Raw genomic sequence first — 25,825 nt, 5'->3', positions numbered from 1 at the left:
GCCATCGAACGTGTCTTTTGGGAAATAGAAAGACGAACATCATCGTTTGCGAATAGTTTCAGCAATGTCGCGTTCGAGACAGCTCAAAATTGGCTCGAAGCCCTCGCAGTCTACCACAATTCACGCCAAACTTAACGCGACCGTCATTTTCTGAAGATGAGGGAACCGACCATAATTTCCAATTACAAGTTTCAGCAGAGCCCGTAGGTCAGGGTAGTAGCTGGGGGAGGGGGGTGCGTCCGACAAGACGGTAGGAGTGTAAGGAACGTACGTAGCGAGCACGTTACAACAGCGGAATCAGCAATCAGTTGGACCCGAGTGCAGAAATTCGTGGTTCGAACTCTTCCTGGAATTTTTCCATCGCATCTGCTCCCCACTCAATCATGTGGTTTTGCTGGTCAGCGGTTAATTCGGTAATTGTTCCGTCAATGTCTTGTGGCTGCTTGATACGAGATGCTTGTTTCTCAGGCAAGCGTTCCCACTCCAACTCAACCCCTAAATTCGTCTCAATATCTGTTTGTCCTTGTTTCAGTGCCTCAAATATCTCCTCGTTGCGTTCCTTATCCGGCGTGGAGATGTAGAGCTCGACGGAGAATTCCGGTCCCTGATGGAACGCCCAACCAAATCGGACTCTCGAAATGCCAGCGCTGAACGTCAAGTAACTTCGAGGTCCGGGCTTGAGCTTGTACCAGTTCGGACGTTTCTGGGAGTACGCCTCAACCATCTCGGCGAAGAACCGACGGTAGCTACGCTCGGAGTCGGAAAGAGACTCGTTACTCACCTCTCGTTCCCACTCGTTAGGCTCAACGACGACTTCGAACTCGAACCCACGCTCCTCAGATCCTTCAATACTCACGATGCGGGGTCTAATCGCGAAGAACTTCGCCCCTTTTGGCCCGGATTCGTTTAACCATTCGAGGACGCTCCGGTGTTCCGGCCGGAACTCCTCGGCGAGCCACATCGTGAATCCGGCGTTCTTTCCGGACGAATACGTCAGGAGCTTCCCCAAGTGATCGTGGTCCGTCCGATTGTATTGGTTCTCGATGACGACGGTCTCCCCCGTGTTCATCTCTCGTGCGACGATGTCGGCCGAGAAGTCTCCGACGGCTTCCTCGGCTCGTGTGTCCTCGATCTCTATCCCCAACTCGGACGCGAGCAGGTCGATGTTCTCTGTCAACCATCTCGTGAAATCCCGCTCTTCGTTCTCCCACACCGAGCGGAGGTCGTGCTCTTGGATTCGCGAGACGTTACGATCCATAGACGAGCTTCCCCGGGAGCTTTGATAAAATGTTGTGAGCTGTATGCTCTTGGAGCGTAATCCGTTAAGCTTCGTTGCCGGACGCATCCCCCTGCCCCCGGGGAAAGATTGGCCCGGATCCGAAGAACATGACCACTGTTCCAGATGCAGAGGGGCTCTGAGATCGTGTCTCGTTGATGGGGGGACTGGATTCGCAGTCAGATGTCTCGACGACTTGCTGGACGCACCCCCCTCTGTCGCCGTCTTCCAGCCAAAGTGCAGTAGAACCACAAAAGAACCAAAGAAGCATTCAGGACGCTATCCCGTCTGCTAGACAGGAAGACATGTAGGACACGGGGGTTTATATGTAATACCTAAAAACGGGAGCGTATGAAGGCGTTCGGCGACGAGGACACGATTTTCGAGGACATGGACGTCCTCAACCCTAACGAGCAGACGTATCAGCCCGAGTCGCTGCCGGAGCGCGAGGTCGAACTCGATCAGATCCACTCCGCCCTCCGTCCAGCGACGATGGGCTCAACCCCACTCAACCTGATCGTATACGGTCAATCCGGGCAGGGGAAGACCGTCGGAATCCGTCTCAAGACCGACCAACTTCAGGAGTACGCTGACGACTCCGAGATGGACCTCACCGTCGTTCACATCCGTTGTAAGGGCATGGATGGCTCCTACCACGTCCTGACGCATCTCGTCAAGCGACTCCGTGAGAAGCGGTTCGGCCCCGGTGAGGAACTCCCGAGCGGTCACCAGCGGAAGACTCTCCTCAACATGGTGATCGAGAACCTGGAGAAGGTCGGCGGGACGGTCATCGTTGTCCTCGACGAGATCGATGCCATCGGCGACGACGACTACATCCTCTACGAACTCCCACGGTCGAATCCTGACGGTGTCCGTCTCTCGCTCATCGGGATTACGAACGACCTCCAGTTCCGCGAGAACCTCGACGCCGATGTCCGGTCGAGCCTCGGTGAGGACGAGGTCCGTTTCGAGCCCTACGACGCCGATCAGCTCCGTAACATCCTCGCACGGCGTGCCGTCGGTGCCCTCCGGGACACGTATTTTGAGGACGACATCGAGGACTACCAGCACCTCCGAAGCGAGATTCTGAGCGACGACGCGATCCCGCTTGCCGCGGCGTTAGGCGCACAGGACACGGGAGATGCTCGCGAAGCGATCCGACTGCTGTTCCGTGCGACCAGATTCGCCGACGATAGGGGTGAGACGACCGTCACAGAAGAGCACGTGCGCGAGGCACGTGACTTCCTCGAGACGAAGGCCATCGAGTCGGGAATTCAGACACTCCCGAATCAGCGAATGCTCGCGCTCATGGCAGTCACGTATCACGGGATCCACGGCGACACGCCCGTGACGACGACGCCGATCTACACCCAGTACAAGACCTTCTGTGAATACGCCGATGTGAACGTCCTCTCGAACCGGCGATTCCGTGATCGGCTCAACGATCTCGCCGATACGAACGTGCTCAATAAGCGGCAGGGGCGGGGTCGTGGAGACGAAAATCAGTATTCGCTGGCGGTCGAACTTGATACGGCGCTGGAGAACCTCCCGAAGGAATCGGAGCGCCTCGGGGATGTCGCAAAGGTTCTCCGAGAACAGAGTGGATAATAAAATCTGTTGGCCTTGTTTAGACGTGGTAAAGATCCCTGCTACAGCTTTCATCAAAGGACAAAATCGAAAAGAGATGCTCATAGGCAGCTCTGGTCTCGCCAAACGAGATTCCCACTTCTATACCCGGTGTTATATGATAGCGGAGCAGTAATCGAAGTTCTATGACTCAGGGGTCTCCTACTGTTGGCCAGGATAAAGATTCTGTTCCTCGTGCTTGGCATATCGGATTTAACAACGAGACGTGGATGGATCTATTCCTCAGTTCGGATAGCACCAGTATGGGATGGCCCCAAGTAGATAAGGATATTTCTAAACTACAATCTCACGAGTCAATCGTCGACGCAACTGATGCAAGTGAATCAGTGCATCCTCGAAATCCGGCTGTCCAACTTCGAAAGTTCGCCCACGAAGCGGAGATCGGTGACATCATCGTTCTCAAAGATGGATTACGCTATCATTCAGATGATGAGTGGGGTGGCAACGGAAATATCCGTGCGATAGGCGTCATCGATGGTGAATACACCCACGCAGATGCTCGCGACTATCACGGGGAACTCCCGATAGACGCGACCAATAAAATGAACGAGCACCATCGTAGCGTCCGGTGGGTGATCAATTTCGATGAACAACTTGGTGGGCCCTTCACACCAGAGATTGCGTTCAGTCAATGGACATTCGACGAACTCGATGAATATCCCACCTTACGAGAACAGATCATCTCTAGTCGTGGACTTCACGAGAAATTCGCTGAGCTAGAGGAGTACGCCGCCAGTGTTGCTCAATCACGGAAAGAGGAGAAAGAAACCACAGTCTGGATCGAAAAGAGCTACCACAATCGTGAGGACCGCGAAGAGCCGGGGTGGGGACTTGGAGACGCGTTGTGGTGTCCCCAAACACGGACAGACGGTGGAGGCTCAATCTACTACGAGAACGCGACGGGTGTCAAGAAAGGCGACGTCATTATCCACCTCGACCAGGATCAGCGAGCATTCACCGGTGCATCGATAGCCGCAGATGATTATGAGGAAACTACGTGTCTTGAAGACACCGAATGGGATCGGAAGGGCGTTTCCGAAATGGAATATAATTCAGGAGAGCGCCCGGCCTACCGTGTTCCACTCAAAGATTATCGGGAATTGGCCTCTCCTCTCGATGTAGACGCTGTTCTGGACGAAGAGAACAAGGAGGTACTACACAAGCTTCGGGAAGATCACACGGTCGTCTACAGTAAAAATCTGAATCTCAACCAGGGGGCATATCTTACGAGATCCCCTCCAGCCCTGGTCGAGCTCATCAACGATACGGCTCACCAGAAGGTGGGCGAATCGATTCCTCATCTCGCGACCAACACCTCGAACCGCGACGTGCAATCGGGCAACGACGAGGATGAAGAGAAATCCAAGGCTCGAGAGACCGTTGATTCAATCTCCAAAGCGACATCACTCGTTGTTGAACGTCTCGCCGAGACTGAGTATGCGAATCCTCTCCGAGAAGTCTCTGCTGACCGCATCGAGCCTTGGACCCTCGCACTACGCGGGTTCAATCCAGGAGACTTTGTCGTACCCGAAGAAGAGATCGATTTTCAGGATCTCAAATCGTATCTCAAGACGAATAGAGAACACTTCGACAGGATCGCATCGGAAATCTCGATAACAGGTCTTGACAACATGAACCCCGCAGAAGTCGTTTTTCTCGCACTGCTGCGGGATCGTCAGAAGTCGCTAATTGCAAGTCGTGATCTTGACATACAACCGAACGCGAGCCAGCCCAAGCTCAACGCGATACTTCGTGGTGCTTACCAGCACTTCGAGAACCCGACGCACCCAATCATCCAGCAGGTAAGGAAGGACGATACTACCGTTTACAGGCAGAGTGCCCCAATCGATTACTGGGAACCAGTACTCCGACACCGTGCCTGCGGAGTCGGTGAGGCCGACTACGGTCTATGGGCCGGGTTGAACCGCGGGGACGTAATTGTGTTCCACGCGAACGCCGAGACAAGATTCTCTGATCCTGAGTACGACGATGGCTTCCTGTTTGGGATCGCTGTCGTGGGAGAGCGATTCGAGAGTAATGAGAAGTGGTGGAAAAATAACTATGCACGTGACGAGCAATATCCTTATCGGGTCGCATTTGACCGTCTGTTTCTCACGTCCGGTGCAGCGAACGCGTCTAACTTGACTGTGACTGATAGCGTGACGCAACTCCGCAAGGCATCTGTCTTTAGTTAAGCGAGAAACCGCGAGATAGCGGCGGCTTATCGAGGCATCTTTCGGAAGGAATGAGGAAGTCCAGTCTGTGCACGACAAGGACTCCTCATCTCGAATTATGCGTCGACTCACTACACTGTTTCCCTCTGAGTTCCTCGAAGAGCACGCCGAGGAACTCGGCGTGGTCGAACGTGACCGCAAGCTCCAGATCCCTGCCTTCGTTTGGGCGTTCGTGTTCGGCTTCGCCGCAGGCGAAAGCCGAACACTCGCCGGGTTTAGACGCTGTTACAACTCTACTGCCGATGAGACGATCTCTCCGGGTGGATTCTATCAGCGGTTGACACCGACGCTTGCAGAGTATCTCCGCGACCTCGTCGAGCGCGGTCTCGACGAGGTCGCTGTTCCTAACGCTGTTGACGCTGATATCGACCGATTTAGAGACGTGATGATCGCTGATGGAACGGTGTTGCGGTTACACGAATTTCTCTCAGACCAATTCGAAGCCCGCCACGAGGAGCAGGCTGGAGCGAAGCTCCACCTGCTCCACAATGCCACAGAGCAGACGATTGAACGGCTCGATACTGCTAACGAGAAAACGCACGACAGCACCTTGTTCAAAACAGGGCCGTGGCTTGAGAATCGCCTCGTGTTGTTCGATCTTGCCTACTTCAAGTACCGCCGGTTTGCGCTGATCGACGAGAACGACGGCTACTTCGTGAGTCGGCTGAAGCAGAACGCAAACCCGGTGATTACGGCAGAATTACGGGAATGGCGCGGCCGCGCCATTCCCTTAGAGGGCAAGCAGCTCCGAGCTGTTCTCGATGACCTTGACCGGAAATACATCGATGTGGAGGTCGAAGTCGAATTCAAACGGGGGCCGTACAATGGGACACAGTCGCTGGATACGAAGCGATTTCGCGTCGTCGGCGTCCGCAACGAGGACGCCGACGACTACCACCTGTACATGACGAATTTAGCTAGGGAGGAGTTCTTTCCGGCGGATTTAGCGGAGATCTACCGCTGTCGGTGGGAAGTTGAGTTGCTGTTCCGGGAGCTGAAGACGCAGTACGAATTGGACGAGTTCGACACGAGTGACGAACACGTGGTGAGGATCTTATTGTACGCAGCGCTGCTGTCGCTGCTTGTAAGCCGCGATCTGTTGGATCTAGTCACTGAGCAGGCGGATGATGAGCTTGTGTTTCCGACAGAGCGCTGGGCGGCGACCTTCCGGTCGCACGCCCAGCTCATTCTCCACGAACTCGGTGAGTTCCTCGGCTACTCACCGCCGCCGCTGCTCGACCGGCTGATCGAAGACGCTCAAAAGATCCACCAGCAACGACCAATCTTACAAGAGACGCTCGCTACCGCTACACAACCGAGGTGTGAGACTTAACTAAAGACGGATGCTCCGCAAGGGTACGGTCTCGACCAATACCGTTAACGATTGGTGTCAGGATGTAACTGACAGCGACTTCCCAGTGAACCACTTTCTCATCTCACTCGATGATGACAACAAGTACGGCCGTGGAGAGATAATTGCCGACCGACTCGTAAACTCAACCACCAGTGTATCTCCAGTTGCAACCACAGCCGAATTCACTGGTACGATCGACCCAGACACGTTCGACGGGATCGTGTTTCCGGAGACGTACGATCTCCCGACCGCTACGGAAATTTCCGAGCAAATTACTGCTGCTGTCCGCGCTGGCGACCACATAATCTTCACTGGACCTCCTGGAACTGGGAAGACAGAAATCGCCCAGCATGTCACGGCTGATCTCGTGGAGAACCACCCAAACCTCTACAGCGGATATCAAGTCACGACTGCGACGGCTGATTGGTCAACGTTCGACACTGTTGGGGGCTACATGCCGACAGAGTCCGCTGGTGACGACTCAAACGGAGACCTCGAATTTACCCCGGGAATTGTCCTAAATCGGCTCAAAGATCCACAGACTGGCGTACAGTCGAATGAACCCATCATTATCGACGAACTAAACAGAGCTGACATCGACAAAGGGTTTGGACAGCTGTTCACACTCCTATCTGGACAGCCTGTCAAGCTTCCGTACACGAAAGACGAGCAGGAGATTGAGCTCCTCCCGACAGACCATGCCGAAACTGTCCCGGCAGATCATCAGTACGTTGTCCCCGATTCGTGGCATATCTTTGCGACGATGAACTCATACGATAAGACGTCACTGTACGAAATGAGCTACGCATTCATGCGTCGCTTTGCGTTCATCCGCATTCCCGCCCCTAACCTTCCTGAAGGGGATGACGAAGAAGCACTAGATACGCTCGACGAGGGCATGCAGCAGTACATTGACGCTTGGGAGGAGATCAATCCGACACCCGAAGAAATTCGCGCTATCGGGCTCGTTTGGAAGCATACCAACCAGGCAGTAGAGGATCGAGCGATCGGCCCGGCGATCGTGAAGGACATGCTTGGCTACATAACCAACCATCACGACACCCAAAACGGCAATCTCAAAAGCCGCGTCACGAACGCTGCCATCAGTTATATTTTCCCTCAGTTAGAGGGGGTCCCTGAGCGCACGCAGATCGTCTCACACATCGCCGATGTCGATGAAGTTGACCGGGATATGATTGAGACAGCAGCGCGTGACATGCTCCAAGTCACGCTTGATACTGAGTCATGAATCGTGAGGAGCTCATTGAGGGTCTCACCGAGGATATCCTGGCGTACGTGATGAATGGCGGGTTTCCACAGCGGGAGCTTGCAGACTCACTAAAGTACGAGGCACTCGATGAACGATTCGAGGACTATGAAATCCTCCTCGACTTACACTTCATCCTCAAACCAGAGGTCGTCGAGTTCGTCGAAAAGTTGTCCCAGCGGTTACGAAATATTCGTACTGAAACGAAGACTGTTGCCAAGACACAACGAGGCGGAATCGATGGACACATCAACTGGGGATCTACCGTGAAAACTCGGTACGCGACTAATCCCCATGATCGGTCCCTGTTCGTCACAGAAAACCGATCAGAGGACTACGACATCCCCGAGAATCTCGTCCTCAAAAAGCTTCTTTCTGTTATTTATGCCACTCTTCGAGACGCTGACGAGTACCTCAAAACTAACTACGAATGGGTCTCTGATCGCTGGCAACAAAACGGAGAACTCATAGATGATCTTCAAAGAATTGTCGACCGTAATGTCCACGTCCGCCGTATTCGCGACCCTGAATCGTACGAACCTACTGAACGCATGCTCACCACTGCGGAGCACTCGCGGCAGGTAGTCTATCGAGATGCCGCCGCGTTATTACGCACTCGACAGCGACTCCATGACGGCCATCCCGACGAACTACGTGACCTCCTCGATGAAAACGCGATCACCCCTGATGACCAAGCAAGACTTTTCGAACTATACGTTCTTTTTCGATTTATTTCTACACTCGAAAAACTCCAAGATACCCAACCCATCTTCCAGACGATCAAAAGTGGTCGACAGGAAATTGCTCGTATTGACGGTGAGCAAGAAATCGTCGTGTATCATGACAAGTCTGCAAGCGATCGTAAGCTCTCTTTCCACACAGAGTCGGATCCCGATGACCGTGAACTCACACGAGCAGAGCAAGTCCAGAAGACCGCTCGCTCAGTCGCCAGCAACTACTTCAACAAAGAGTTCCGGAATCACACCGGCCGCCCTGACGTTATCGTCCTAGAAGTCAAAACAGACGAACCGCTCCAATACGAATACCTCATCGCTGAGGTCAAACATAGCACCCGAGAAGAGACTATCCGAACGGGGATCAAAGAAACGCTAGAGTACCTCGCTTTTCTCCGCGTTAACGAAGAGTACGTCTTCGGAGAGCATGCCGAAGAAGAGAATTACTTCGGCAGCGGATGGAACGGTCTCTTAGTCGTACAGGACCTCGACCAAGACACTCCGTCAGTTGCAGAGCAGGTCGATGAACCAATTACAATTTTACAAGCGAATAACCTGGATGAAGATCTTGAACAAGTTCTTTCGAGTGTGTTGAGATGAGATCCAGTCAAATTGGCTAATTCTTTCTGCTGAACTCAACTTCCGAGTACGCATACGTGTAGCGCTTGATCCCGTTTTCCTCACAGTAGTCAACCAACTCGCTCGGCAACACGTCCATCTCCTCAGACTCATCCAGAAACGCAACCACCACATCATCACTACCGTCGGAGCTCTCGACCACGACCGCCGTATCTGGGTCGTTGTGGCTAGTTTTGACCACCAGATCGGCGGGTACAAACGGATTTTTCGCAAATTCGAGATTTTCGTGTTTGTACGTCCAGAGCTTGATGTCCTGATCGTCACAGTATGATGCGAGGATCGCGGGGTGGTAGTCGCGCCACGCACCAGGCCCTTCATCGAGCGAACTCGGGAACGCAACCCGCACCGCTTCCCCGTCCATTTCGTGTCCGAACGCCCCGGTGTTCTGCTCCGGTGGCAACACCTCAATGACGATCCCCACCGATGGCTCCGCGTCGCTTGCCTTCACCACCCGATCCCCCGGCGAGAACGGATTCTCCGGCTTCTGGTTCATGTGAGCGGTGTTGGGCCCGAGGTCGATCAGTTCGTTCATCGGTCGGGCTGCAAGGTGGTCGAGTTTCTCCGGGGAGTCACCGGAGAAGGCCGCCTCCGTTTCGACCTTTGACTTCAGCGTCTCGAGTCGCTCCCACCCGAGTAGCATCAGACTGTCCTCGTTGTCCCGGTGCCAGACCATGACCACGATGTCGTCGTCGGGGTCCCGTTCGACCAGGGACTCGGGGAGAAAGGCAGAGACGTCTCGTGAGGATTTTACGTCGACCGTGTAGCCGAACACCTCGAAATCATGCCCGGAGAAGCTCTCGGGGTTACACCGCCGGATCGCCTCCTCGTTTTCCCACTCCCACATCTCGACGGGGAGGTACTCGCGACAGAACTGCTCGAACGCGAGCTCGCCGAGGTTACCGATCCGCTTGACGTCCAGGTCGTCGGCTCCCTGAATGACCGCTTGGTGGTGGGCTCGCTCGTGATCGATCTCGTCCGGGGTGAACCGGTACATTAGTTGAGTATCAGGCACCAGATAGATATATTTTCAGTATGAAATATCAAATCAAAGAAAGAGAATGACGAAGGCGCGTTGCGACTTCGCCTCCCGACGATAGCGGTCGGTTGATCATGGGGCCTCGGAACTGGACTGACCTCGCACGAGGAAACTACCAACCACCCAAAGGACTTTACCGCGACTCCGTCACGTGTATCTCGCGAACCGCACGAAGGCGACGACCCCCGTCACGCTGCGTGACGAACTCAAACCCGTCACTGGGGGTTCGCCTTATATACACCCGGCTGCCGTCCTGTCAATTCACCCCGTCAGAAAACGTGACGGGCGCGACGGGATCCTCGCGAGTGAGCGGAGCGAACGAGCGAGGGTCAGTCGCGCCCGTGACTGAACGAAGTGAAGGAACGGGCGCGACGGGATTTGAACCCGCGGCATCTTGGTCCGGAACCAAGTGCTCTGTCCGCTGAGCTACGCGCCCTCACGCTCGGATATCCGCGGCGAGCGTTTAACGCTTCTGACTGCGGTCGTCGAGATCGGTGCCGTCGTTCCGACGACCCGCCTCCTCGAGGATTGGACTCCACTCGAAACGGTCCCCTTCATCGCCGTCGACGACCCCGCCGTCGGTGCGCGCGTCCTCGGCGGTGCGGTCGGCGCCCTCGCTCCCGGACCCGACCCCGCCGATCACCCGCCCGATCCACAGCAGGCCGGGGCGACGCTCGACGGCGGCGGCCCAGACGACGAGCGCCGGGGGCAACACCACCAGCGAGGCGACGTACGCGAGCGAGATGCTCGCGGCGGTCAGGAGGCCGAACTGGCCGAGGATCGGGGTGATCGCGAGCACGAGCACGCCCGTGCCGAGCGCGGTGGTCGCCATGGTGCCGGTGAGCGCGCCGCCGGTGCCCCGGAGCGTGGTCTCGACCGCGGCGTCGGCGTCGCCGCACTCGACGTACTCGTCGTGGAAGCGGTGGGCGACGTGGACCGTGTAGTCGACCCCGAGCCCGATGGTGATAGAGAGGATCGTCGCCGTGAGCGCGTTGAAGGGGATCCCGGCCAGCCGCATCGTGGCGGTGAGGGCTGCGACGGTGACCGCCACGGGGAGGAGCGTGACGAGCCCGAGCGCCGGACTCCCGAGGAACAGCCGGAACAGGACGATGAGGAGGAGCGCCGAGAGCCCCAGGGCGGCCGACAGCGAGACGATCGCCGAGTCGAAGATCGTCTCGCTCACCGCTTGGAAGACGACGATCTGGCCGGTGGCGGTGGCGTCGCCGCGGTAGCGGTCGGCCACCGCGCGGGCGTCGGCGGTGATCTCCGCGTCGGCGGCGTCCGACTCCACGTCGTACACCACGCGCGTGGCCCGGTCGTCGTCCGCGAGGTACTCGCCCGTGAACCCGGCGTACCCGGAGTCGCGCAGCTCGCCGTAGATCCGGTCGAGGTTCCGGTTCGGGGGGCCGTCGTCCAGCGACGACTCGTCGACGAGGCGTTCGAACTCGGGGTTCTCGTCGGCGTAGCCGTCGATCGCGTCGGTGACGCCGGTGGCGCTGGCGCGGCCGTCGGCCTCGACGAACGTGTCGGGCGGGTCGCGCTCCGCGCGGTCGAGGCTCCGGAGGGCGGCGTCGCTCGTCATCCGCCGCTCGACGTAGACGGTCACGGTGTCGTCCTCGCTCGTGGCGAAGTTCTCGGAGAGGAAGTCGATCGTCTCGGTCGCGGTGTACTCGCCGGGCCGCATCGGGCCGGGGAAGTAGTCGACGTAGCCGGGCTGGTCGCTCGGCGGCAGGAAGTCGTCGTCGTCGAAGGTGGTGTCGACGCCCGCTCCGTACCCGGCCGCGCCGGCGGTCAGGAGGAGGACGACGGCGAGGAAGACCGCGGGGGCCGGCCGGGAGATCGCGGTCAGCGACGGGAGCAGTCGACCGAGCGCCGAGTCCTCGGAGCCGAGCGGGCGGGAGCCGAACGCGGGGATCGACCGCTCCGCGCGCCAGCGGTCGACGAGCAGCTTCGCCGCGGGGAGGAAGCCGACGAAGATGACGAGGGTGAAACAGATGCCGATTCCGGCGACGAGCCCGAACTCCCGAAGCGGGTCGAGCGCGCTGGTCAGGTTCGCGAGGAACCCGATGATCGTCGTCCCCGCGATGATCGAGTACGCGACCGTCAGCTGGCCGAGCGCGTCGCGCATCGCGGTCGTCGGTTCGACCCCCTCCGCGCGCTCCTCGCGGTAGCGGTTCACCGTGTGGATCCCGAAGTCGATCCCGATCGCGAGCAGGAGGACGGGAACCGAGATCAGCACGTCCGAGAAGGCGATGCCGGCGTAGCCGGTGAACCCGAACGTCCAGACCACGGTCATCAGGAGCGCGACACCGCCCAAGACGAAGTCGAACGGGTCTCGGTACGCGTACGCCAACAGCCCGAGGATGACGGCGAGCGCCGCCGGCACGACGATCGCGAGCGAGTCGAAGATCACCTGCGCGAACTCGTCGTCGACGACGCCGCTCCCGAAGGCGGTGACGTCGCCGGGGCCGCGCTCGGCGACGTCGCGCGCCTCCAGCTGGAGCGACTGCGCGTCGGCCGACGCCGGGAACGAGTGCGTGACGACGCCGAGCGCGGCGGAGGCGGTCTGGGACTCCCGGTTGTAGTCGTCGGAGAGCAGCGTGTCGAAGCCGGGGTCCTCGGCGGCAGCGTCGACCGCGTCGTCGATCTCCCCCTCGCTGGCGCGCTCGACCGCGTCGCGCGCGTCGGCCGCGGTCTCCACGTCCCCGTCGAGCTCGGTCGCCACGTCCATCGCCGGGGCGGACACCTCGGTCACCCGGAGGTCGTCTCTGTCCTCCAGCCGCTCGGCCGCCGTCAACATCGCCAGCAGGCCGCGCCGGTCGAGCACGTTGCCGTCCCGCTGGATCAGCTGCGTCGTCGGCTCGTCGCCGCCGAACGCGGGCTCGAACTGCTCGTTCACCCGGTCGAGCGCGTCGGCCTCGTCGATCCCCTCGGTGAACTGGTCGCTGCCGGCCTCTGACTCCAGCAGGGCCATCCCGGGCGCGAAAAGCGCCGTGACGATCAGGCAGGCGACGACGACCCGCTTCGGCCGGTCGACGACGCGGTCGGTGACCTCCAGGAAGAGGCGCTCTGCGCCCGACATCTACCGGTCGCCGCCGAACCGGTCGCGGGCCCGCTCGCGGAGCCGCGAGAGCGCTCGGCTCACCCGGCCGCGCTTCCAGACCGCCGCGGCGCCGAGCGCGAGCGCGCTCAGCAGGGCGACGATCCCGGTCGGGGACCGAAGCACGCTGCCACCGTCGTCGGTCGCGACCTCGACGGGGAGCCGGTAGGTGTCCGAGAGCTGCTCGTCGCCGTCGGCGTCGTCGTACCGGAAGTCGACAGCGGCGGCGTACGTCTTCCGTGCGGCCCCGCCGTCGGCGCTCACCTCGAAGGTGAGCGTCGTCTCCTCGCCCGGGTCTAACGAGGTGACGAACGCCTCGTCGTCGTCCGAGGAGACGGGCTCGTCGACGAACAGCTTCGCCTGCACGTCCGAGACCGGCTCCGAGCCGGTGTTGCGGACGACCACGTCGTACCGCGCGGTCTCGCCCGGCGCGACCGAGGTCCCGGTCCCGTTACCGCCTTCGTCCGCCTCGTCGCCGCTCGGCGCGGCCAGCGAGACGGCGAACGCCTCCCGCTCCGGGGTGACTCCGACGACCACGTCGGACGCGTCGGAGACGACCACGTCGTCGTCGAGCCCGCGGTAGCGCACGGCGAGGTTGAGCGTCCGGTTCCCCGGGTTCGCGTCGCTGCGGATCCCGGCGTCGAACGTCGCCGTCGCGGTCTCGCCGACCGCGAGGTCGCCGACGGTCACCCGCGTCTCGCGGGGGACGACGTTCTCGTCGGCCGGGACCGTCTCCGCGCCGACGCCCTCCGGCGCCGGCGCCTCGTTGTCGAAGGCGACGACGGCGTTCTCCACCGGACGGGGGCCGTCGTTGCGGACCTCGACCGCGAACGAGCCGTCCTTGCCGACCTCCAGCGAGCTGTTCAGGCCGGTCACGTCGAACGCCTGCCGCGAGAGCGGCGTCACCCCGGTCCGGACCGTCCGGGCGGTCGCGTCGGCGCGCTCGGCGTCGCGGTACTCCACGTCGAACTCCAGCGTCGAGGCGCGCGGCGTCGCGTCGGCCGCGGCGTCGAGCCGGTACGTGAGCGTGCGATTCTCGTCGGGCGCCCAGTCGTCGACGTACGTCTCCGTGCTCTCGGCGTCGGTGGCGAAGGTGAGGTCGGCGTCGACAGGCGTCGCCGTCACCGAGGCCTCGCGGGCGCTCTCGTTCTGCACGTTCCGCATCGTCACGTTCACCACGCCGGTGTCGCCGGCCTGCACCGCGCCGTCGACGGCGGTGACCGCGAACTGCGCGCGGTCGGTGATATCCACCTCGACGAACACGGTCTCGGTCACGACGCGCTCGTCGCGGAGGGTCGCGCCGCTGTCGTCCTCCGCGTTGTAGACGTTCCGGTACTCCAGCCGGATCGGGACTCGGTACACGCCCGGCTCCGCGTCCTCGTCGGGGACGACGGTGAAGTCGATCGGGCCGGTGACCCCCCGCGGCACGTCGCCGACGGTCTGCTCGTCGGTGCGCACGTCGAAGGGCACGTCGCGGTCGGTCTCGTCGCCGGCGAGGATCCGGGCGGTGGTCTCGTGGGCGGTCACCACCTCGCTCTCGAGGTCGTCGAACCCCTCCTCGTCGACCTCGCCGCGGTTGTTCAGGCTCACCTGCAGCGTCGACTCCTCGCCGGGGACGAACGCCGTCTCGGGCGCGAACGCCTCGATGTCGGGGTCGCCGCTGACCGTGTCGTTGGCGGCGACCAGCGCGGTGCCGGCCGTCAGCAGACAGCAGACCAGCGCGACGACCGCGACCCTCCGGATGCGACTCATATCGGTTGTCCGTTGTTTGCCGCGCCGACGTAATACCCTTCGGGAACCTACTGAAACATCGTATCAGTTTTCAGAAAATTCGCGGAATGATCAGAGGTGAGGAACCGCGTTCTCTCGGCTCGATTCGGATTCGTTCCGAGACGGCGGCTCGTTGCCACCGAAACCGATCCTCGTTTTAGCGCCACTCATTTATATAGCCTCGGCGTAGCTCGCCGCATGGAGTCGCTTCGCGATCTGGGACTGTCGAGCTACGAGGACCGCGCGTACCGCGGGCTGCTGGCGCTCGGCACCGGGACCGCCGCCGACGCCGCCGCCGAAAGCGACGTGCCGAAGGGACGCATCTACGACGCGCTCGGCGGGTTAGAGTCCCGTGGGCTCGTCCGCGTCCAGGGCGACCGGGAGCCGAAGCGGTACGCGCCGGTCGAGCCCGCGGTCGCCGTCGACCGGCTCGTCGAGGCCAAGCGCCGGGAGCTGGAGCGCCGGATCGAGACGTACGAGTCGGGGAAACGCGAGCTGATCGACCGGCTGGCCGACGCGGAGACGGCCGACGACCGGTTCTGGACCGCCGCCGTCGGCGCCGACGACTCGCTCGACCTCCTCTTCGAGCGGATCGACGCCGCCTCGGAGTCGCTCGTGGTCGTGGCCACCGAGGTCTCCTCGCAGTTCGAGGTGGACCGCGAGGGGCCGGTCCTCCTCGACCGGCTGCTCTCGGCGATCCGGCGCGGCGTCGACGTCTCCGTGCTGCTGTCGCCCGCGATGTTCGACGACGCGCTGGTCGCGATCGACGAGGACCACGCCGTGCTCGCGATGGCGCAGGGCGCGTTCGCGCTCCGCGTGACCGACGACGTGTACGGGAACTTCTACCTCATCGACGGCGAGGAGGTGTGTCTGGAGGTGTCCGACCCGCTCGCGCCGGACCGCCTCTTCGGGATGCTCGACCTGCGCGACCGCGGCTTCGCGACCCGCGTGAGCGACGGGTTCGCCGACGCGTGGGAGTCGGCGGACGTGGTCGAGGAGGTTTAAAAGTCGGAACGGGTGACTCTCCGATCCGATGACAGGAGATCGGCCGCAGGCAGCGGAATTCCCTTCTCGTTATCACATTTGATATATTTAAGGCGCAGCTTTATCCGATCGCGTCCGAAGGAGGAACCGAATCAGCGTGACTCTCCGTCCAACCGACCGCCCGTCGACCGCCCGCGCCGACGACGACCGCCGGAAATCGACCGGCGACGGCTCCGTCCCCGGATCGGCGGGTGAGGGCGGCGAGTCCTGGGCCGGCGAGGATGGACGGTCAGACGCGGTCGAATCGGCCGGCTCCGCCGCGTCGACCGGTCCGTCCGTTCCGGGCACCGACCGATTCGTCGCGGCCGTCGCGGTCGACGGCGAGGTGCTGTTCGCCGGGCCGTCGGTGCCCGCGGTGCTCGGGGTCGAGCGGGCGGCCCTCGTCGGCGAGGACCTGCTGGAGCGCGTCCACCCGAACGACCGCGATCCCGTCTCGGACGCGCTCTCCGCGGTCGCGACCGACCGCGTCGTCACCCACCGGCTCCGCCACGCGAACGGCGGGTTCGTCTGGGTCGAGTCCGTCGTCGACGAGGAGCTGGCCCCCGAGTTCGGCGGCCGCGTCGTCACCGCGCGCCGCGTCGACTCGGAGGCGACCTTCCCGGAGCGGTTCCGGGAGTTCCTGGAGTACGGGACGGACCTGGTCACCGTCGTCGACGAGGACGGCCGAGTCCGGTACGAGAGCCCGTCCGTCGAGGAGGTGATCGGCTACGAGCAGGGGTCGACCGTGGGGCGCTCGCCGCTCGGCTACGTCCACCCCGACGACCGCGAGCGCGTGACGGAGCGGTTCTACCGCGCCCTCAACGAGCCCGACGCGACGCCCACGTTGGAGTACCGCTACCGCACCGCCGACGGCGACTGGGTCTGGCTGGAGTCCCGGACCCGGTCGCTCCCGGCCGACGCCTCGGTCGGACACCTGCTCATCAACTCGCGGGACGTGAGCGAGCGGAAGGCGCGCGAGCGCCGCCTCACCGACCGCAACGAGCGGCTCGACCGGTTCGCCAGCATCGTCTCGCACGACCTCCGGAACCCGCTGTCGGTGATCCGGGGATCGATGGAGATGGCGCGGCTGAAAGACGACACCGAGCCCTTAGAGCGCGGCGAGCGCGCCGTCGACCGGATCGACCAGCTGGTTTCCGAGCTGCTGACGCTCGCCCGACAGGGCACCGGGATCGACGAGCCGACCGAGTTCGCGCTCGCCGGCGTCGCCCGCGAGGCGTGGGACACCGCCGGGAGCCCGGACGCGAGGCTCGTCGTGGGCGCGGACGCCCGAGTCCGCGGCGACCGCGGTCGCCTGCGGCAGGCGCTCGAGAACCTGTTCCGGAACGCGACCGAACACGCCGTTCCGGGCGATGAGAGAGGCGGTCGGCCGGTCGACGTCCGGCGAACCGACGGCGGCGAAGACGCCCCCCTCACCGTTCTCGTGACCGCGACCGAGGAGGGGTTCCTCGTCGCCGACGACGGGCCGGGGATCGATCCCGAGGACCGCGAGGCGGTCTTCGATCCGGGATTCACGACCCGCGAGGACGGGACGGGCTACGGCCTCGACATCGTCCGCGAGGTCGTCGAGTCGCACGGCTGGACGGTCGAGCTCCGGGGCGACGACGCCGCCCCGGCGAGCTCCGACGACGTGGGAATCCCCGACGACGTGCGGGTCCCCGACGGGGCGTGCTTCGTGGTCCGGGGTCCCGACCCGGACGCGGCCGACGCGGGCGAGCCCTGGATCGACGGGTGACGGCGGCGGCGCGGTCGGCGCGGCGGCGTCGCTTCGGGGGCGCCGCGCCGTCCCGTCGCGTTTATTTTTCCCGGCCGCCAATCCGGCCCGTGACCCCCGTGGACGCGACCGTCCGGCCGGTCGAGCGCGCCGACCTCCTCGCCGTGGTGCGGATCGAGCGCGCGTGCTTCTCGGACCCGTGGCCGTACGACGCCTTCGAGCGGTTGCTCGACGAGCCCGCGTTCCTCGTCGCGGAGCGGGAGGGGGCGGTCGTCGGCTACGTCGTCGCGGACTCGACCCCGAACCACGGGCGCGACATCGGCCACGTGAAGGACCTCGCGGTCCACCCCGAGGCGCGCGAGGAGGGGCTCGGCCGGACCCTGCTCCGCTCCGCGCTCGCGCGCCTCCGCACCGTCGGCGTCGCAGTCGTGCGACTCGAGGTCCGCGAGGGCAACGCGGCCGCGCGCTCGCTGTACGCGGACGAGGGGTTCGACCCGATCCGGCGCATCTCCAACTACTACCGGGACGGCGAGGACGCGCTCGTGCTCGTCGTCGACCTCGCGGAGTGGACGGCGGGAGAGTGAGACCGTCCACCGCTCGCGCGGACTTCCGCGTTTGACAACGCTTAGTGTCCCGGGGGCGAACCCCGTGGTATGAGTTCGGTTCCCGAGCGATCCGATATCGACGAGTCGTACAAGTGGGATCTGGAGAGCATCTACGCCGACGACGAGGCGTGGGAGGACGCGTACGAAGAGGTATCTGACCGGATCGAGGAGCTGGCGGCCTACGAGGGCCGCGTCGCCGACGACGCCGCCACCCTCCTCGAACTGCTGGAGCTGCGCGAGGAGATCTTCCGCGACCTCCAGCGAGTGACGACGTACGCCCGGCTCCGCAGCGCCGAGGACACCCGGAACCAGGAGTACCAGGCGATGTCCGCGAAGGCGTCCTCGCTCGGCTCCGAGGCGTCGAGCGCGGTCTCCTACCTCGAGCCGGAGCTCCAGTCGCTCTCTGAGGAAGACGTATCGGCCTTCCTCGACGCCGAGCCAGCCCTCGAAGAGTACGAGCACTACCTCGACGACGTGTTGCGGATGAAAGCGCACACGCGCTCGGCGGAGGTCGAGGAGGTGCTCGCCGACTTATCGGAGGTCACCGACGCACCGAGCGAGATCTACTCGATGCTGACGAACGCCGACATGACCTACGGCGTCGTCGAGGATCCCGACGGCGAGGAAGTCGAGATCACGCAGGCGAACTTCACGAAGCTCCAGAAGAACCCGGACCGCGAGTTCCGCGAGCGCGTCCACGAGACGTTCTACGACGAGTGGGCGAGCGTCCGAAACACGGTCGGCACATCCTTGGAGAAGGCCGTCCGCGAGCACGCGACCAGCGCCGAGATCCGCGGCTACGACTCCGCGCGCGAGGCCGCGCTCGACGGCTCGAACGTCCCGGTCGAGGTGTACGACACCCTCGTCGACAGCGTCGGCGACAACCTCGACGTGCTCCACCGCCACGCCGAGCTGAAGGCGGAGGCGCTCGGCGTCGACCAACTGGAGAGCCACGACCTCTACATGTCGCTGACGGGCGATCAGGGCCCCGACGTGGAGTACGAGCAGGCCCGCGAGTGGGTGATCGAGGCGGTCGCGCCGCTGGGCGAGGCGTACCAGGAGCGGATGGCCGAGGGGCTCGACTCGCGGTGGGTCGACGTGTACGAGAACCGCGGGAAGCGCTCGGGCGCGTTCTCCTCGGGCACCTACGACACCCAGCCGTTCATCCTGATGAACTACCAGGACGACATCTCCTCGATGTACACCTTAGCCCACGAGCTCGGCCACTCGATGCACTCCGAGCTCGCGGGCGACGCCCAGCCGTGGCACGACGCGAGCTACGAGATCTTCGTCGCCGAGATCGCCTCCACCGTCAACGAGACCCTGCTCACCCACCACCTGCTCGACACGGTCGAGGACGACGAGCTCCGCACCCACGTGCTCGACGAGTACCTCGAACGCTTCCGCTCGACGCTGTTCCGCCAGACGATGTTCGCGGCGTTCGAACAGCGGATCCACGAGCGCGTCGAGGCCGGCGAGGCGCTCACGCCCGACGCCTTCGACGAGATCTACGCCGACCTGAAGGGCGACTACTACGCGCCCGCGGAGCTGACCGGCGGCATCGAACGCGAGTGGGAGCGGATTCCGCACTTCTACTATAATTTTTACGTCTACCAGTACGCGACCGGCATCTCCGCGGCCGCCGCGATCGTCGAGCGCGTCTTGGCGGAGGGCGAGGAGGCCGCGGCCGACTACCGCGAGATGCTGCGGGCCGGCGGCTCCGACTACCCCCTCGACGTCGTCGAACTCGCGGGGATCGACATGGCCTCGCCCGACCCGATCGAGTCGGCCGTCGGGATCTACGACGGGTACCTCGACGAGGTCGCGGCGCTGCTCGATCTGGAGTAGACCGAACCACCGGTCGCCGAGGACCGTCCGTTGATCGAGTGCGGGAGTGAGTATTGCAGATCGGTGGCGGCGAGAGAGTATTTAAACGACCGTGAGCGGCCTCGACGATCACTTATAAATACGGTGGCGCGTGCCTCCGAGCGGCCGACAGGCCGCGAGGAGCACGCGCGAGGGAGTCGCTGGCGGCGATCGCCGCCAGCGACGAGGCTGGGGAGGCGTGAGGCGCGGTTGCGGTGCTGTGCGGGTGGGATTCAAAGGGGCAGTCGCTGTGGGCGGCGCAGGCGACGTAAGCACCGCAAGGAGCGAGTAAAACGAGCGACTGAGGCGCGCAGCGAGCGTGCGCCGCCCACAGCGACTGGGGCTTTGGAGGTCTTCGCCGCAACACCGTCGATCACTTATAAACAGCCGCCAGCAACACCACTCGATCGCTTATAAACAACCGATCAACCAATGTGCTATACCCACTCCCGAAACCGCTCGCCGCTGCGTCTGTGCCGACCGGAAGGAGACAAAACGCATCACTCGCTGACGCTTTCGGAAAGCCGAAACGATCGAAACTCGCGCAGGGCGACGCTCCCTTCGACGGCCGGTTCGGCGGCTGGCGTCAGAGGTACGCGTCGTCCCACTCGTCGGCCCGATGGACGTTCCCGCAGTTCCCGCACTCGAGCCTGTCGAGCCCGTCGGTAGCGACGTTCGTACTGCCGCATTCCGAGCAGAAGTACCCGTACTGTTCCTCTTCCGCTTCCCCGCTGTACAGGGTGAAAAACGGGGCCTCACTGCCGGGGACGGTGTCGTCGCGATCGGCGAACCGTTCCGCCCCGTCGACGGTGACCGACTCGGGGACCGAAACGGAGGGCTCGTTCGCCCGCTCCGCCGATTGCCCCTCCGTGAACACGGTGACTTCGAACTCCTCACCGCCGACCAGCAGCTGGTCGTGATCGCCCTGTTTGAGGCCGAACTCCTCGAGAAACTCGCCGCCCTCGACGGCGTCGTCGAGGATGTACGCCGACAGCGGCTTCTCGGAGAACTGGTCGCGAACGCGGTCGAGCAGCGCCGTGGCGATGCCCTCTCCCCGCGCCGCCGGGTCCACGTGCAGCCACCGAATCACGGCCTCCGTTCCGGTTTCGAGGGTGACGAACCCGCGGACGGCTTCGACGTCGTCGATCGTCGCCTCGACGACGAGCACGGTCGTCTCCGCGTCGTCGAGCAGGTCCGCGAGCGCCGCGTCGCCGAACTCCTCCTCGAGTATCACCTCGATCTGTTCCGGACTGAGCGAGTACGACGCCTGCAGCGAGTCGCGCGTGATTGCTCTGATCTGTTCCCGGTCGTCCGACTCCGCAGCGCGTACGTTCATGTGATTTGTGGCGTTGAATTCGAATGTATCGTCCGTGACTGTCTGTCAGTACGTCGATGTCCCACACTGAAAAGAGGGGTCCAGCAGGAGACGGACCGGTGAAGGCCTGTGGGAAACGCTACCTGCTCAGGTGGATCTCGTCGTCGGAGACCCGCTCGATGCTCGAGGTGTTGAGCACGTAGTCCTCTTGGTCGGCGTCGCCCCAGCCCAGTTTCGATCGGATCGTGTCCGTCAGTCCCGGGTCGGGATCGACGTGTGCCTTGCCGTGTTCCACCTTGACGACGCGGCCGATCATGTCTCCGTCCGCATTCACTACCTCCTTCCCTTCGTCGGTCTCGGTCAGCGTGTGATCGTCTTGCATTGCGATCGAACTGAGGGCGCTTTCGAGGCTAAGGATTCTGCTTGCTCGTGACGGGTGTATTTACGTGGCTCCCGAGCGATGCGATCCGCCCCCCTGTCGTCGCCGGTCGAAGCCCGGATCGGCCGATGCGGATCCGAAGCCGGTATCAGCGGTACCGGGAAGGGTCGCGACCGCTAGAACGTCTCCGTCTCCTCCGCGTCCTGGTCGTCCTCTGCGTTGCCGCCCCGGTCGCTGTAGTTCTCTCGGCCGACCGCCTCGTCGCCGACCATGTTGAGGATGGCCTGCTTGACGCCCTCCGCGTCCTCGTACTCCCCCTCGTTCTCCGGAGAGAGCACCTCCCGCACCGTGACCGGTTCCCCGACGAGCTCGAGCTCGCGATCGCCGTACCGATCGAGGACCGCCTCGTGAGACAACGGGTACGACTCCCCTTCCAGGTCTTCGACCAGACCGCCGAATTCGACGCCGTTCTCCCGGGTGTTGTCAGGCTCGTTCGCCATGGGGTAGCTTCGGCGGATCGAGTGTGAAAGGCTTCTGCACGCACACGCAAGGTCATGTCCCTCTCTACGTCTCTCTCGGACCGCCCACAGCGCCGATTCGAGCGCACATACCGGCGATCGACCGGTAATCGTCTCTTAGACAGACGTGAGTCCACACACGTTGGCCCCACATTGATCACACGAACAGGCGACGGCGAGGTATGGGTACCCAGCGCGAAGTTCAGGACGCGTCGATCGAACCGGGAGAGCTCGTGTACGACAGCGACAACGAGGTGGTCGGACGGGTGATCGGCTTCACCAACGAGGGATTCGAAGTCGAGGTGGTCGAGTCCGAGGGGGAGGTGGAGTCCGAGGAGACAGAGGTCGAGGAACTGCCGGGCAAGGAGTTCGGCGAGGGATACCTGATGTGGCGGTGCGAGGAGTGCGGGGAGATGGACGAGCTGGACGAGGGGTTGCCGGAGTCGTGTCCGAACTGCGGCGCTCCGAAGGAAGCGATCTCGGCCGCCCGCGAGGACTAGAACGCGATCCGCCGGAACCGCGATCCGCCCGTGTTCGGAATCGCGAGATTCGGGAGCGAGAACGCGCTGAGCGGACGTTTCGGTGCGGTTAGTGATCCGATTTCCGATTAGTATACTTATAATTAATACGCCGTATCTCGTGAGCGAACGTGAACCACATGACCGCAGTCAAGATCATCAAAGTGCTGGGAACTTCCACCGAGTCGTGGGAGGACGCGGCGCACGAAGCGGTTCGCGAGGCGAGCAAGACCGTCGACGACATCAGTGGCATCGAGATCCGAGACCACACGGCGGAAGTCGAAGACGGTTCGATCTCGACGTACAAGGCCACCGTCGAAGTGGCGTTCCCGGTCCGAGAAGAAGAACAATAGGCCGATAGCCGCCCGACCGCCGCGGGTTCCGAGCGGATCGCGCTCCGCGAAACGACGAACTCGCTTCTCCCACCCCCGAGATCGACTCCCCGTCGGCGATCGAGGGACCCTCGATGTCGCGGGGCGAAGCGTCTCGGGCGTACTCTTCTCGTCGTGAGATCCGCGTATCCGATCCCGCCAGCTCGCGTGTGTAAGGAGTTTCGGTTTCAGGACCGCCGACGACTCGGATCTGGCCCGTTTCCAGCTAAAGACTTAGGCCGAGGTTTCACCCGAGTCACAACAGAACCTCCAATCGGAGACAAAGTATGTCAGACACAACGGGGGAAGCCCAGATTCGGATCGGCGGATCGGGCGATCGGTCACTGGTCGTGGAGGCGGAGATGGCGTCCGACGAGGTGCTCAGCGCCATGGCAGACGAACGACGCCGCCAGGTTCTCGCGGTGATCAGCGGGGAGTCCGCGCCGATAGACCTCTCGACGCTCGCCGAGCGAGTCGCGGACCGACTGGGGTCGAGGGGCTCGAAGACGGAGTCCGATCAGGGTATCGATCGGCTCAGCGTCGCGTTACATCACCGGCACCTCCCGAAGATGGCGTCCGCGGGGCTCATCGACTACGATGCCGAGAGCCAGACCATTCAGGCGAACAAAGCGGTACTGGCATGACCATGTACTCACTCAGCGTCGGTATCGAACTGGAGCTGTGGGTCGTCGACGAGACGGGGCGACTGTGTGACGGAACGGACATCGCCCGAGCCCACCGTCGGATAGAGCCAGAGTTCATCGATCCGCTCATCGAAGTCAAGACGGAGCCACACACCAGCGAACGCTCCCTGCGACGCGAGCTTCAGTCGACCCTCCAGACGGCGATTCTGGCGGCGGAGGGCGAGGGGAAACGCCTCGTTCCGCTCGGGACGCCCTTGACCACGTCGGACGCCCCCGCGAACTGCGAGCGCGGACGGGCCTTTGAAGCCATCTACGGTAGCAACGTCGAGAGCTCGAAGAACTGCGCCGGAACGCACGTCCACTTCGAGCAGGTCGACGTCGTGGACCAGATCAACCTGCTGACCGCCCTCGATCCGGCGCTCGCGTTAGTGAGCTCCTCGTCCTATTACGACGGAACGCACGGGGCGAACTCCTCGCGCGCGCTCGCGTATCGAACGGACTGCGGAGAGGAGTTCCGCTGTTTCACCGACCTCTGCCACTACGCGGACAGCCTCTCGGAGTGGCGAGACCGCGTCGATCGAAAGTACGACCGGTTCAAGCGGCTGGCCGCCGAGGAGGGAGTCGATCCCGAGACGGTGGAAGACCTGTTCGCGCCCGAGAACACCGTGTTGAACCCGGTCCGCCTCCGCGAGTGTCAACCCACGGTCGAGTGGCGAGCGCCGGACTCCACGCTCCCCAGTCAGATCCTCCAACTCGCGACCGACGTCGAGGGCCTCGTCGCACGCACGCAAACGGAGTCCGTCGAGTTTGGGGAGCCTGACCTGAGAGACGATCGCATCCAGATCCCGGAGTTCGAGGAGCTCCGAGATCTGAGCTGGCGAGCGATCGAGTCCGGGCTCAACTCGGACGAAGTCGAGTCGTACCTCCGGACGATGGGCTTCGACACCGCCGAGTACGAACCCCTCGCGTCACGGCTTCACGGTCCGTATCAGCTCAGCGACTCGGAGGCCCGAACGCGGCGGTTACAGCAGGCCGATCGACTGGAGGCGGACGTCCAAGACCTGACCGAAGACGAATCCGAGTACTCTATGTACCCGGCCTGAGGCACCGCGATATCGGCGACGACGAACCCGCCGGGTAGATCGACAGCAGCTCCGCTTCCCTCCTCCAAACGACCCCGTCGGAGTCCCCATACGGTGGTACCTCTCCTCGAAGTGGCCAGTAGGCGTCGATCGGAGGCGTTACCGAGGATCGACGGTGTCGCAAACGGTCGGATCGGGCTGGGGTCGAAGTTGATTATTCGTATAGCGGTATGTAGTATACGAAGAGCTAATGCCGAGTGTACGGTCTCCCGCGATCGGAACCGGAGCCGTCCCATCTCCGGACGGATGGCTATTCTCGCGTTCCCTCTCCGCGGCACGACCGAATTGGGCTGACCTTCCTGACGAGGCGATCTCGGCGAGTCATCGGTTCGGCGACCGGCGACGCTATCGAGAGAGGAGAAGTGAACCCGCCCTGGTACGGTGTGCTGAAAGAGTTGCGAGTTTGACGCGCAAGGTGACCACAGCGGACACCGTCAGCGGCGGGTTCGCTTCGACCGAGATACCGTCGGCTCAAGAGGATTGCGATCACGGCCATAAGCGGGGTAGCTTGGCTCCGCGAGCTCCACGAGGGCCTCGATCTGAGCGTCGCTCTCGGGTCGCGATAACAATCGCGATAACAACGCGAGTAACGCGAGTACCCGACTGCGTGATGAGTCCGAGACCTCGATCTCGACCATCTACCCCTCTATCTGTC

At 62.5% G+C, this 25,825-nt stretch carries 20 protein-coding genes, 1 tRNA gene and 1 pseudogene; 14 read left to right on the top strand and 8 right to left on the bottom strand.

Annotated elements, in window-relative coordinates:
- A pseudogene (locus tag EDM04_RS18855) lies at nt 1–135 on the top strand (IS6 family transposase); the annotation flags it as partial.
- 169 nt (nt 136–304) lie between these two features.
- Here EDM04_RS18855 and EDM04_RS15420 read toward each other — a convergent pair.
- A complete protein-coding gene (locus tag EDM04_RS15420; protein WP_123623650.1) occupies nt 305–1,258 on the bottom strand; it encodes a DUF4268 domain-containing protein in 954 nt (317 codons plus the stop codon).
- Between the two features lie 369 nt (nt 1,259–1,627).
- Here EDM04_RS15420 and EDM04_RS15415 point away from each other — a divergent pair, with 369 nt between their 5' ends.
- The 5 genes from EDM04_RS15415 to EDM04_RS15395 all read left to right on the top strand — a co-directional run bounded on the left by EDM04_RS15415 (nt 1,628) and on the right by EDM04_RS15395 (nt 9,112).
- Entirely contained in the window at nt 1,628–2,884 is a 1,257-nt protein-coding gene (locus EDM04_RS15415) for a Cdc6/Cdc18 family protein (protein ID WP_123623648.1), read from the top strand.
- Between the two features lie 281 nt (nt 2,885–3,165).
- Nucleotides 3,166–5,118 carry a hypothetical protein gene (locus EDM04_RS15410; protein WP_123623646.1) on the top strand — a complete coding sequence of 651 codons (1,953 nt, stop codon included), beginning with the start codon at nt 3,166–3,168 and terminating at the stop codon, nt 5,116–5,118.
- 97 nt (nt 5,119–5,215) lie between these two features.
- On the top strand, nt 5,216–6,490 hold the full coding sequence (locus EDM04_RS15405) for an IS4 family transposase (RefSeq protein ID WP_123622722.1): 1,275 nt from the start codon (nt 5,216–5,218) through the stop codon (nt 6,488–6,490).
- A gap of 85 nt (nt 6,491–6,575) precedes the next feature.
- Nucleotides 6,576–7,760 carry an AAA family ATPase gene (locus EDM04_RS15400; protein ID WP_206424476.1) on the top strand — a complete coding sequence of 395 codons (1,185 nt, stop codon included), beginning with the start codon at nt 6,576–6,578 and terminating at the stop codon, nt 7,758–7,760.
- Nucleotides 7,757–9,112, top strand: coding sequence for a hypothetical protein (locus EDM04_RS15395; protein ID WP_123623642.1), 1,356 nt, complete (start codon nt 7,757–7,759; stop codon nt 9,110–9,112). The genes EDM04_RS15400 and EDM04_RS15395 overlap by 4 nt, the downstream gene beginning before the upstream one ends.
- A gap of 16 nt (nt 9,113–9,128) precedes the next feature.
- Here the strand turns inward: EDM04_RS15395 and EDM04_RS15390 are convergent, their stop codons facing one another.
- From EDM04_RS15390 to EDM04_RS15375, 4 genes are all read right to left on the bottom strand, one after another.
- Nucleotides 9,129–10,145: a hypothetical protein gene (locus EDM04_RS15390; protein WP_123623640.1), complete on the bottom strand. Its 1,017-nt coding sequence runs from the start codon at nt 10,143–10,145 to the stop codon at nt 9,129–9,131.
- Between the two features lie 405 nt (nt 10,146–10,550).
- Nucleotides 10,551–10,623 (bottom strand) — tRNA-Arg (locus EDM04_RS15385).
- 27 nt (nt 10,624–10,650) lie between these two features.
- On the bottom strand, nt 10,651–13,269 hold the full coding sequence (locus EDM04_RS15380; RefSeq protein WP_123623639.1) for an RND family transporter: 2,619 nt from the start codon (nt 13,267–13,269) through the stop codon (nt 10,651–10,653).
- On the bottom strand, nt 13,270–15,039 hold the full coding sequence (locus EDM04_RS15375) for a COG1361 S-layer family protein (RefSeq protein ID WP_123623637.1): 1,770 nt from the start codon (nt 15,037–15,039) through the stop codon (nt 13,270–13,272).
- Nucleotides 15,040–15,255: 216 nt separating this feature from the next.
- On the opposite strand from EDM04_RS15375, the gene EDM04_RS15370 reads away from it, so the two are divergent.
- The 4 genes from EDM04_RS15370 (at nt 15,256) to pepF (ending at nt 20,265) form a co-directional block, all read left to right on the top strand.
- Nucleotides 15,256–16,062, top strand: coding sequence for a TrmB family transcriptional regulator (locus tag EDM04_RS15370; RefSeq protein WP_123623635.1), 807 nt, complete (start codon nt 15,256–15,258; stop codon nt 16,060–16,062).
- A 136-nt stretch (nt 16,063–16,198) separates the two neighbouring features.
- On the top strand, nt 16,199–17,833 hold the full coding sequence (locus EDM04_RS15365) for a PAS domain-containing protein (protein ID WP_123623633.1): 1,635 nt from the start codon (nt 16,199–16,201) through the stop codon (nt 17,831–17,833).
- A gap of 89 nt (nt 17,834–17,922) precedes the next feature.
- The gene (gene rimI / locus EDM04_RS15360; protein ID WP_123623630.1) at nt 17,923–18,396 is read left to right on the top strand and encodes a ribosomal protein S18-alanine N-acetyltransferase; all 474 of its coding nucleotides are present in this window, start codon (nt 17,923–17,925) and stop codon (nt 18,394–18,396) included.
- 69 nt (nt 18,397–18,465) lie between these two features.
- Nucleotides 18,466–20,265 carry an oligoendopeptidase F gene (gene pepF / locus EDM04_RS15355; RefSeq protein WP_123623628.1) on the top strand — a complete coding sequence of 600 codons (1,800 nt, stop codon included), beginning with the start codon at nt 18,466–18,468 and terminating at the stop codon, nt 20,263–20,265.
- 604 nt (nt 20,266–20,869) lie between these two features.
- Here the strand turns inward: pepF and EDM04_RS15350 are convergent.
- The 3 genes from EDM04_RS15350 to EDM04_RS15340 form a co-directional block, all read right to left on the bottom strand.
- Nucleotides 20,870–21,619 carry a GNAT family N-acetyltransferase gene (locus tag EDM04_RS15350; RefSeq protein WP_123623626.1) on the bottom strand — a complete coding sequence of 250 codons (750 nt, stop codon included), beginning with the start codon at nt 21,617–21,619 and terminating at the stop codon, nt 20,870–20,872.
- Nucleotides 21,620–21,737: 118 nt separating this feature from the next.
- Nucleotides 21,738–21,980, bottom strand: coding sequence for a PRC-barrel domain containing protein (locus EDM04_RS15345; protein WP_123623624.1), 243 nt, complete (start codon nt 21,978–21,980; stop codon nt 21,738–21,740).
- A 173-nt stretch (nt 21,981–22,153) separates the two neighbouring features.
- Nucleotides 22,154–22,477: a hypothetical protein gene (locus EDM04_RS15340; RefSeq protein WP_123623622.1), complete on the bottom strand. Its 324-nt coding sequence runs from the start codon at nt 22,475–22,477 to the stop codon at nt 22,154–22,156.
- A gap of 200 nt (nt 22,478–22,677) precedes the next feature.
- Between EDM04_RS15340 and EDM04_RS15335 the strand changes: the two genes are divergently transcribed.
- The 4 genes from EDM04_RS15335 (at nt 22,678) to EDM04_RS15320 (ending at nt 25,131) form a co-directional block, all read left to right on the top strand.
- The gene (locus tag EDM04_RS15335; RefSeq protein ID WP_123623620.1) at nt 22,678–22,995 is read left to right on the top strand and encodes a rubredoxin-like domain-containing protein; all 318 of its coding nucleotides are present in this window, start codon (nt 22,678–22,680) and stop codon (nt 22,993–22,995) included.
- Between the two features lie 158 nt (nt 22,996–23,153).
- Complete coding sequence (locus EDM04_RS15330) at nt 23,154–23,366, top strand: dodecin family protein (RefSeq protein WP_123623618.1); 213 nt, start codon at nt 23,154–23,156, stop codon at nt 23,364–23,366.
- Between the two features lie 305 nt (nt 23,367–23,671).
- Complete coding sequence (locus tag EDM04_RS15325; protein ID WP_123623615.1) at nt 23,672–24,028, top strand: hypothetical protein; 357 nt, start codon at nt 23,672–23,674, stop codon at nt 24,026–24,028.
- Nucleotides 24,029–24,030: 2 nt separating this feature from the next.
- Nucleotides 24,031–25,131, top strand: coding sequence for a glutamate-cysteine ligase family protein (locus tag EDM04_RS15320; RefSeq protein WP_123623676.1), 1,101 nt, complete (start codon nt 24,031–24,033; stop codon nt 25,129–25,131).
- The last annotated feature ends 694 nt before the right edge of the window (nt 25,132–25,825 follow it).

The sequence above is a fragment of the Halorubrum sp. CSM-61 genome (assembly GCF_003781945.1).
Classification (GTDB): Archaea; Halobacteriota; Halobacteria; order Halobacteriales; family Haloferacaceae; genus Halorubrum.
The sequence above is the reverse complement of the archived record's forward strand: the minus strand, read 5'-3'. Positions and strand labels throughout refer to the sequence as shown.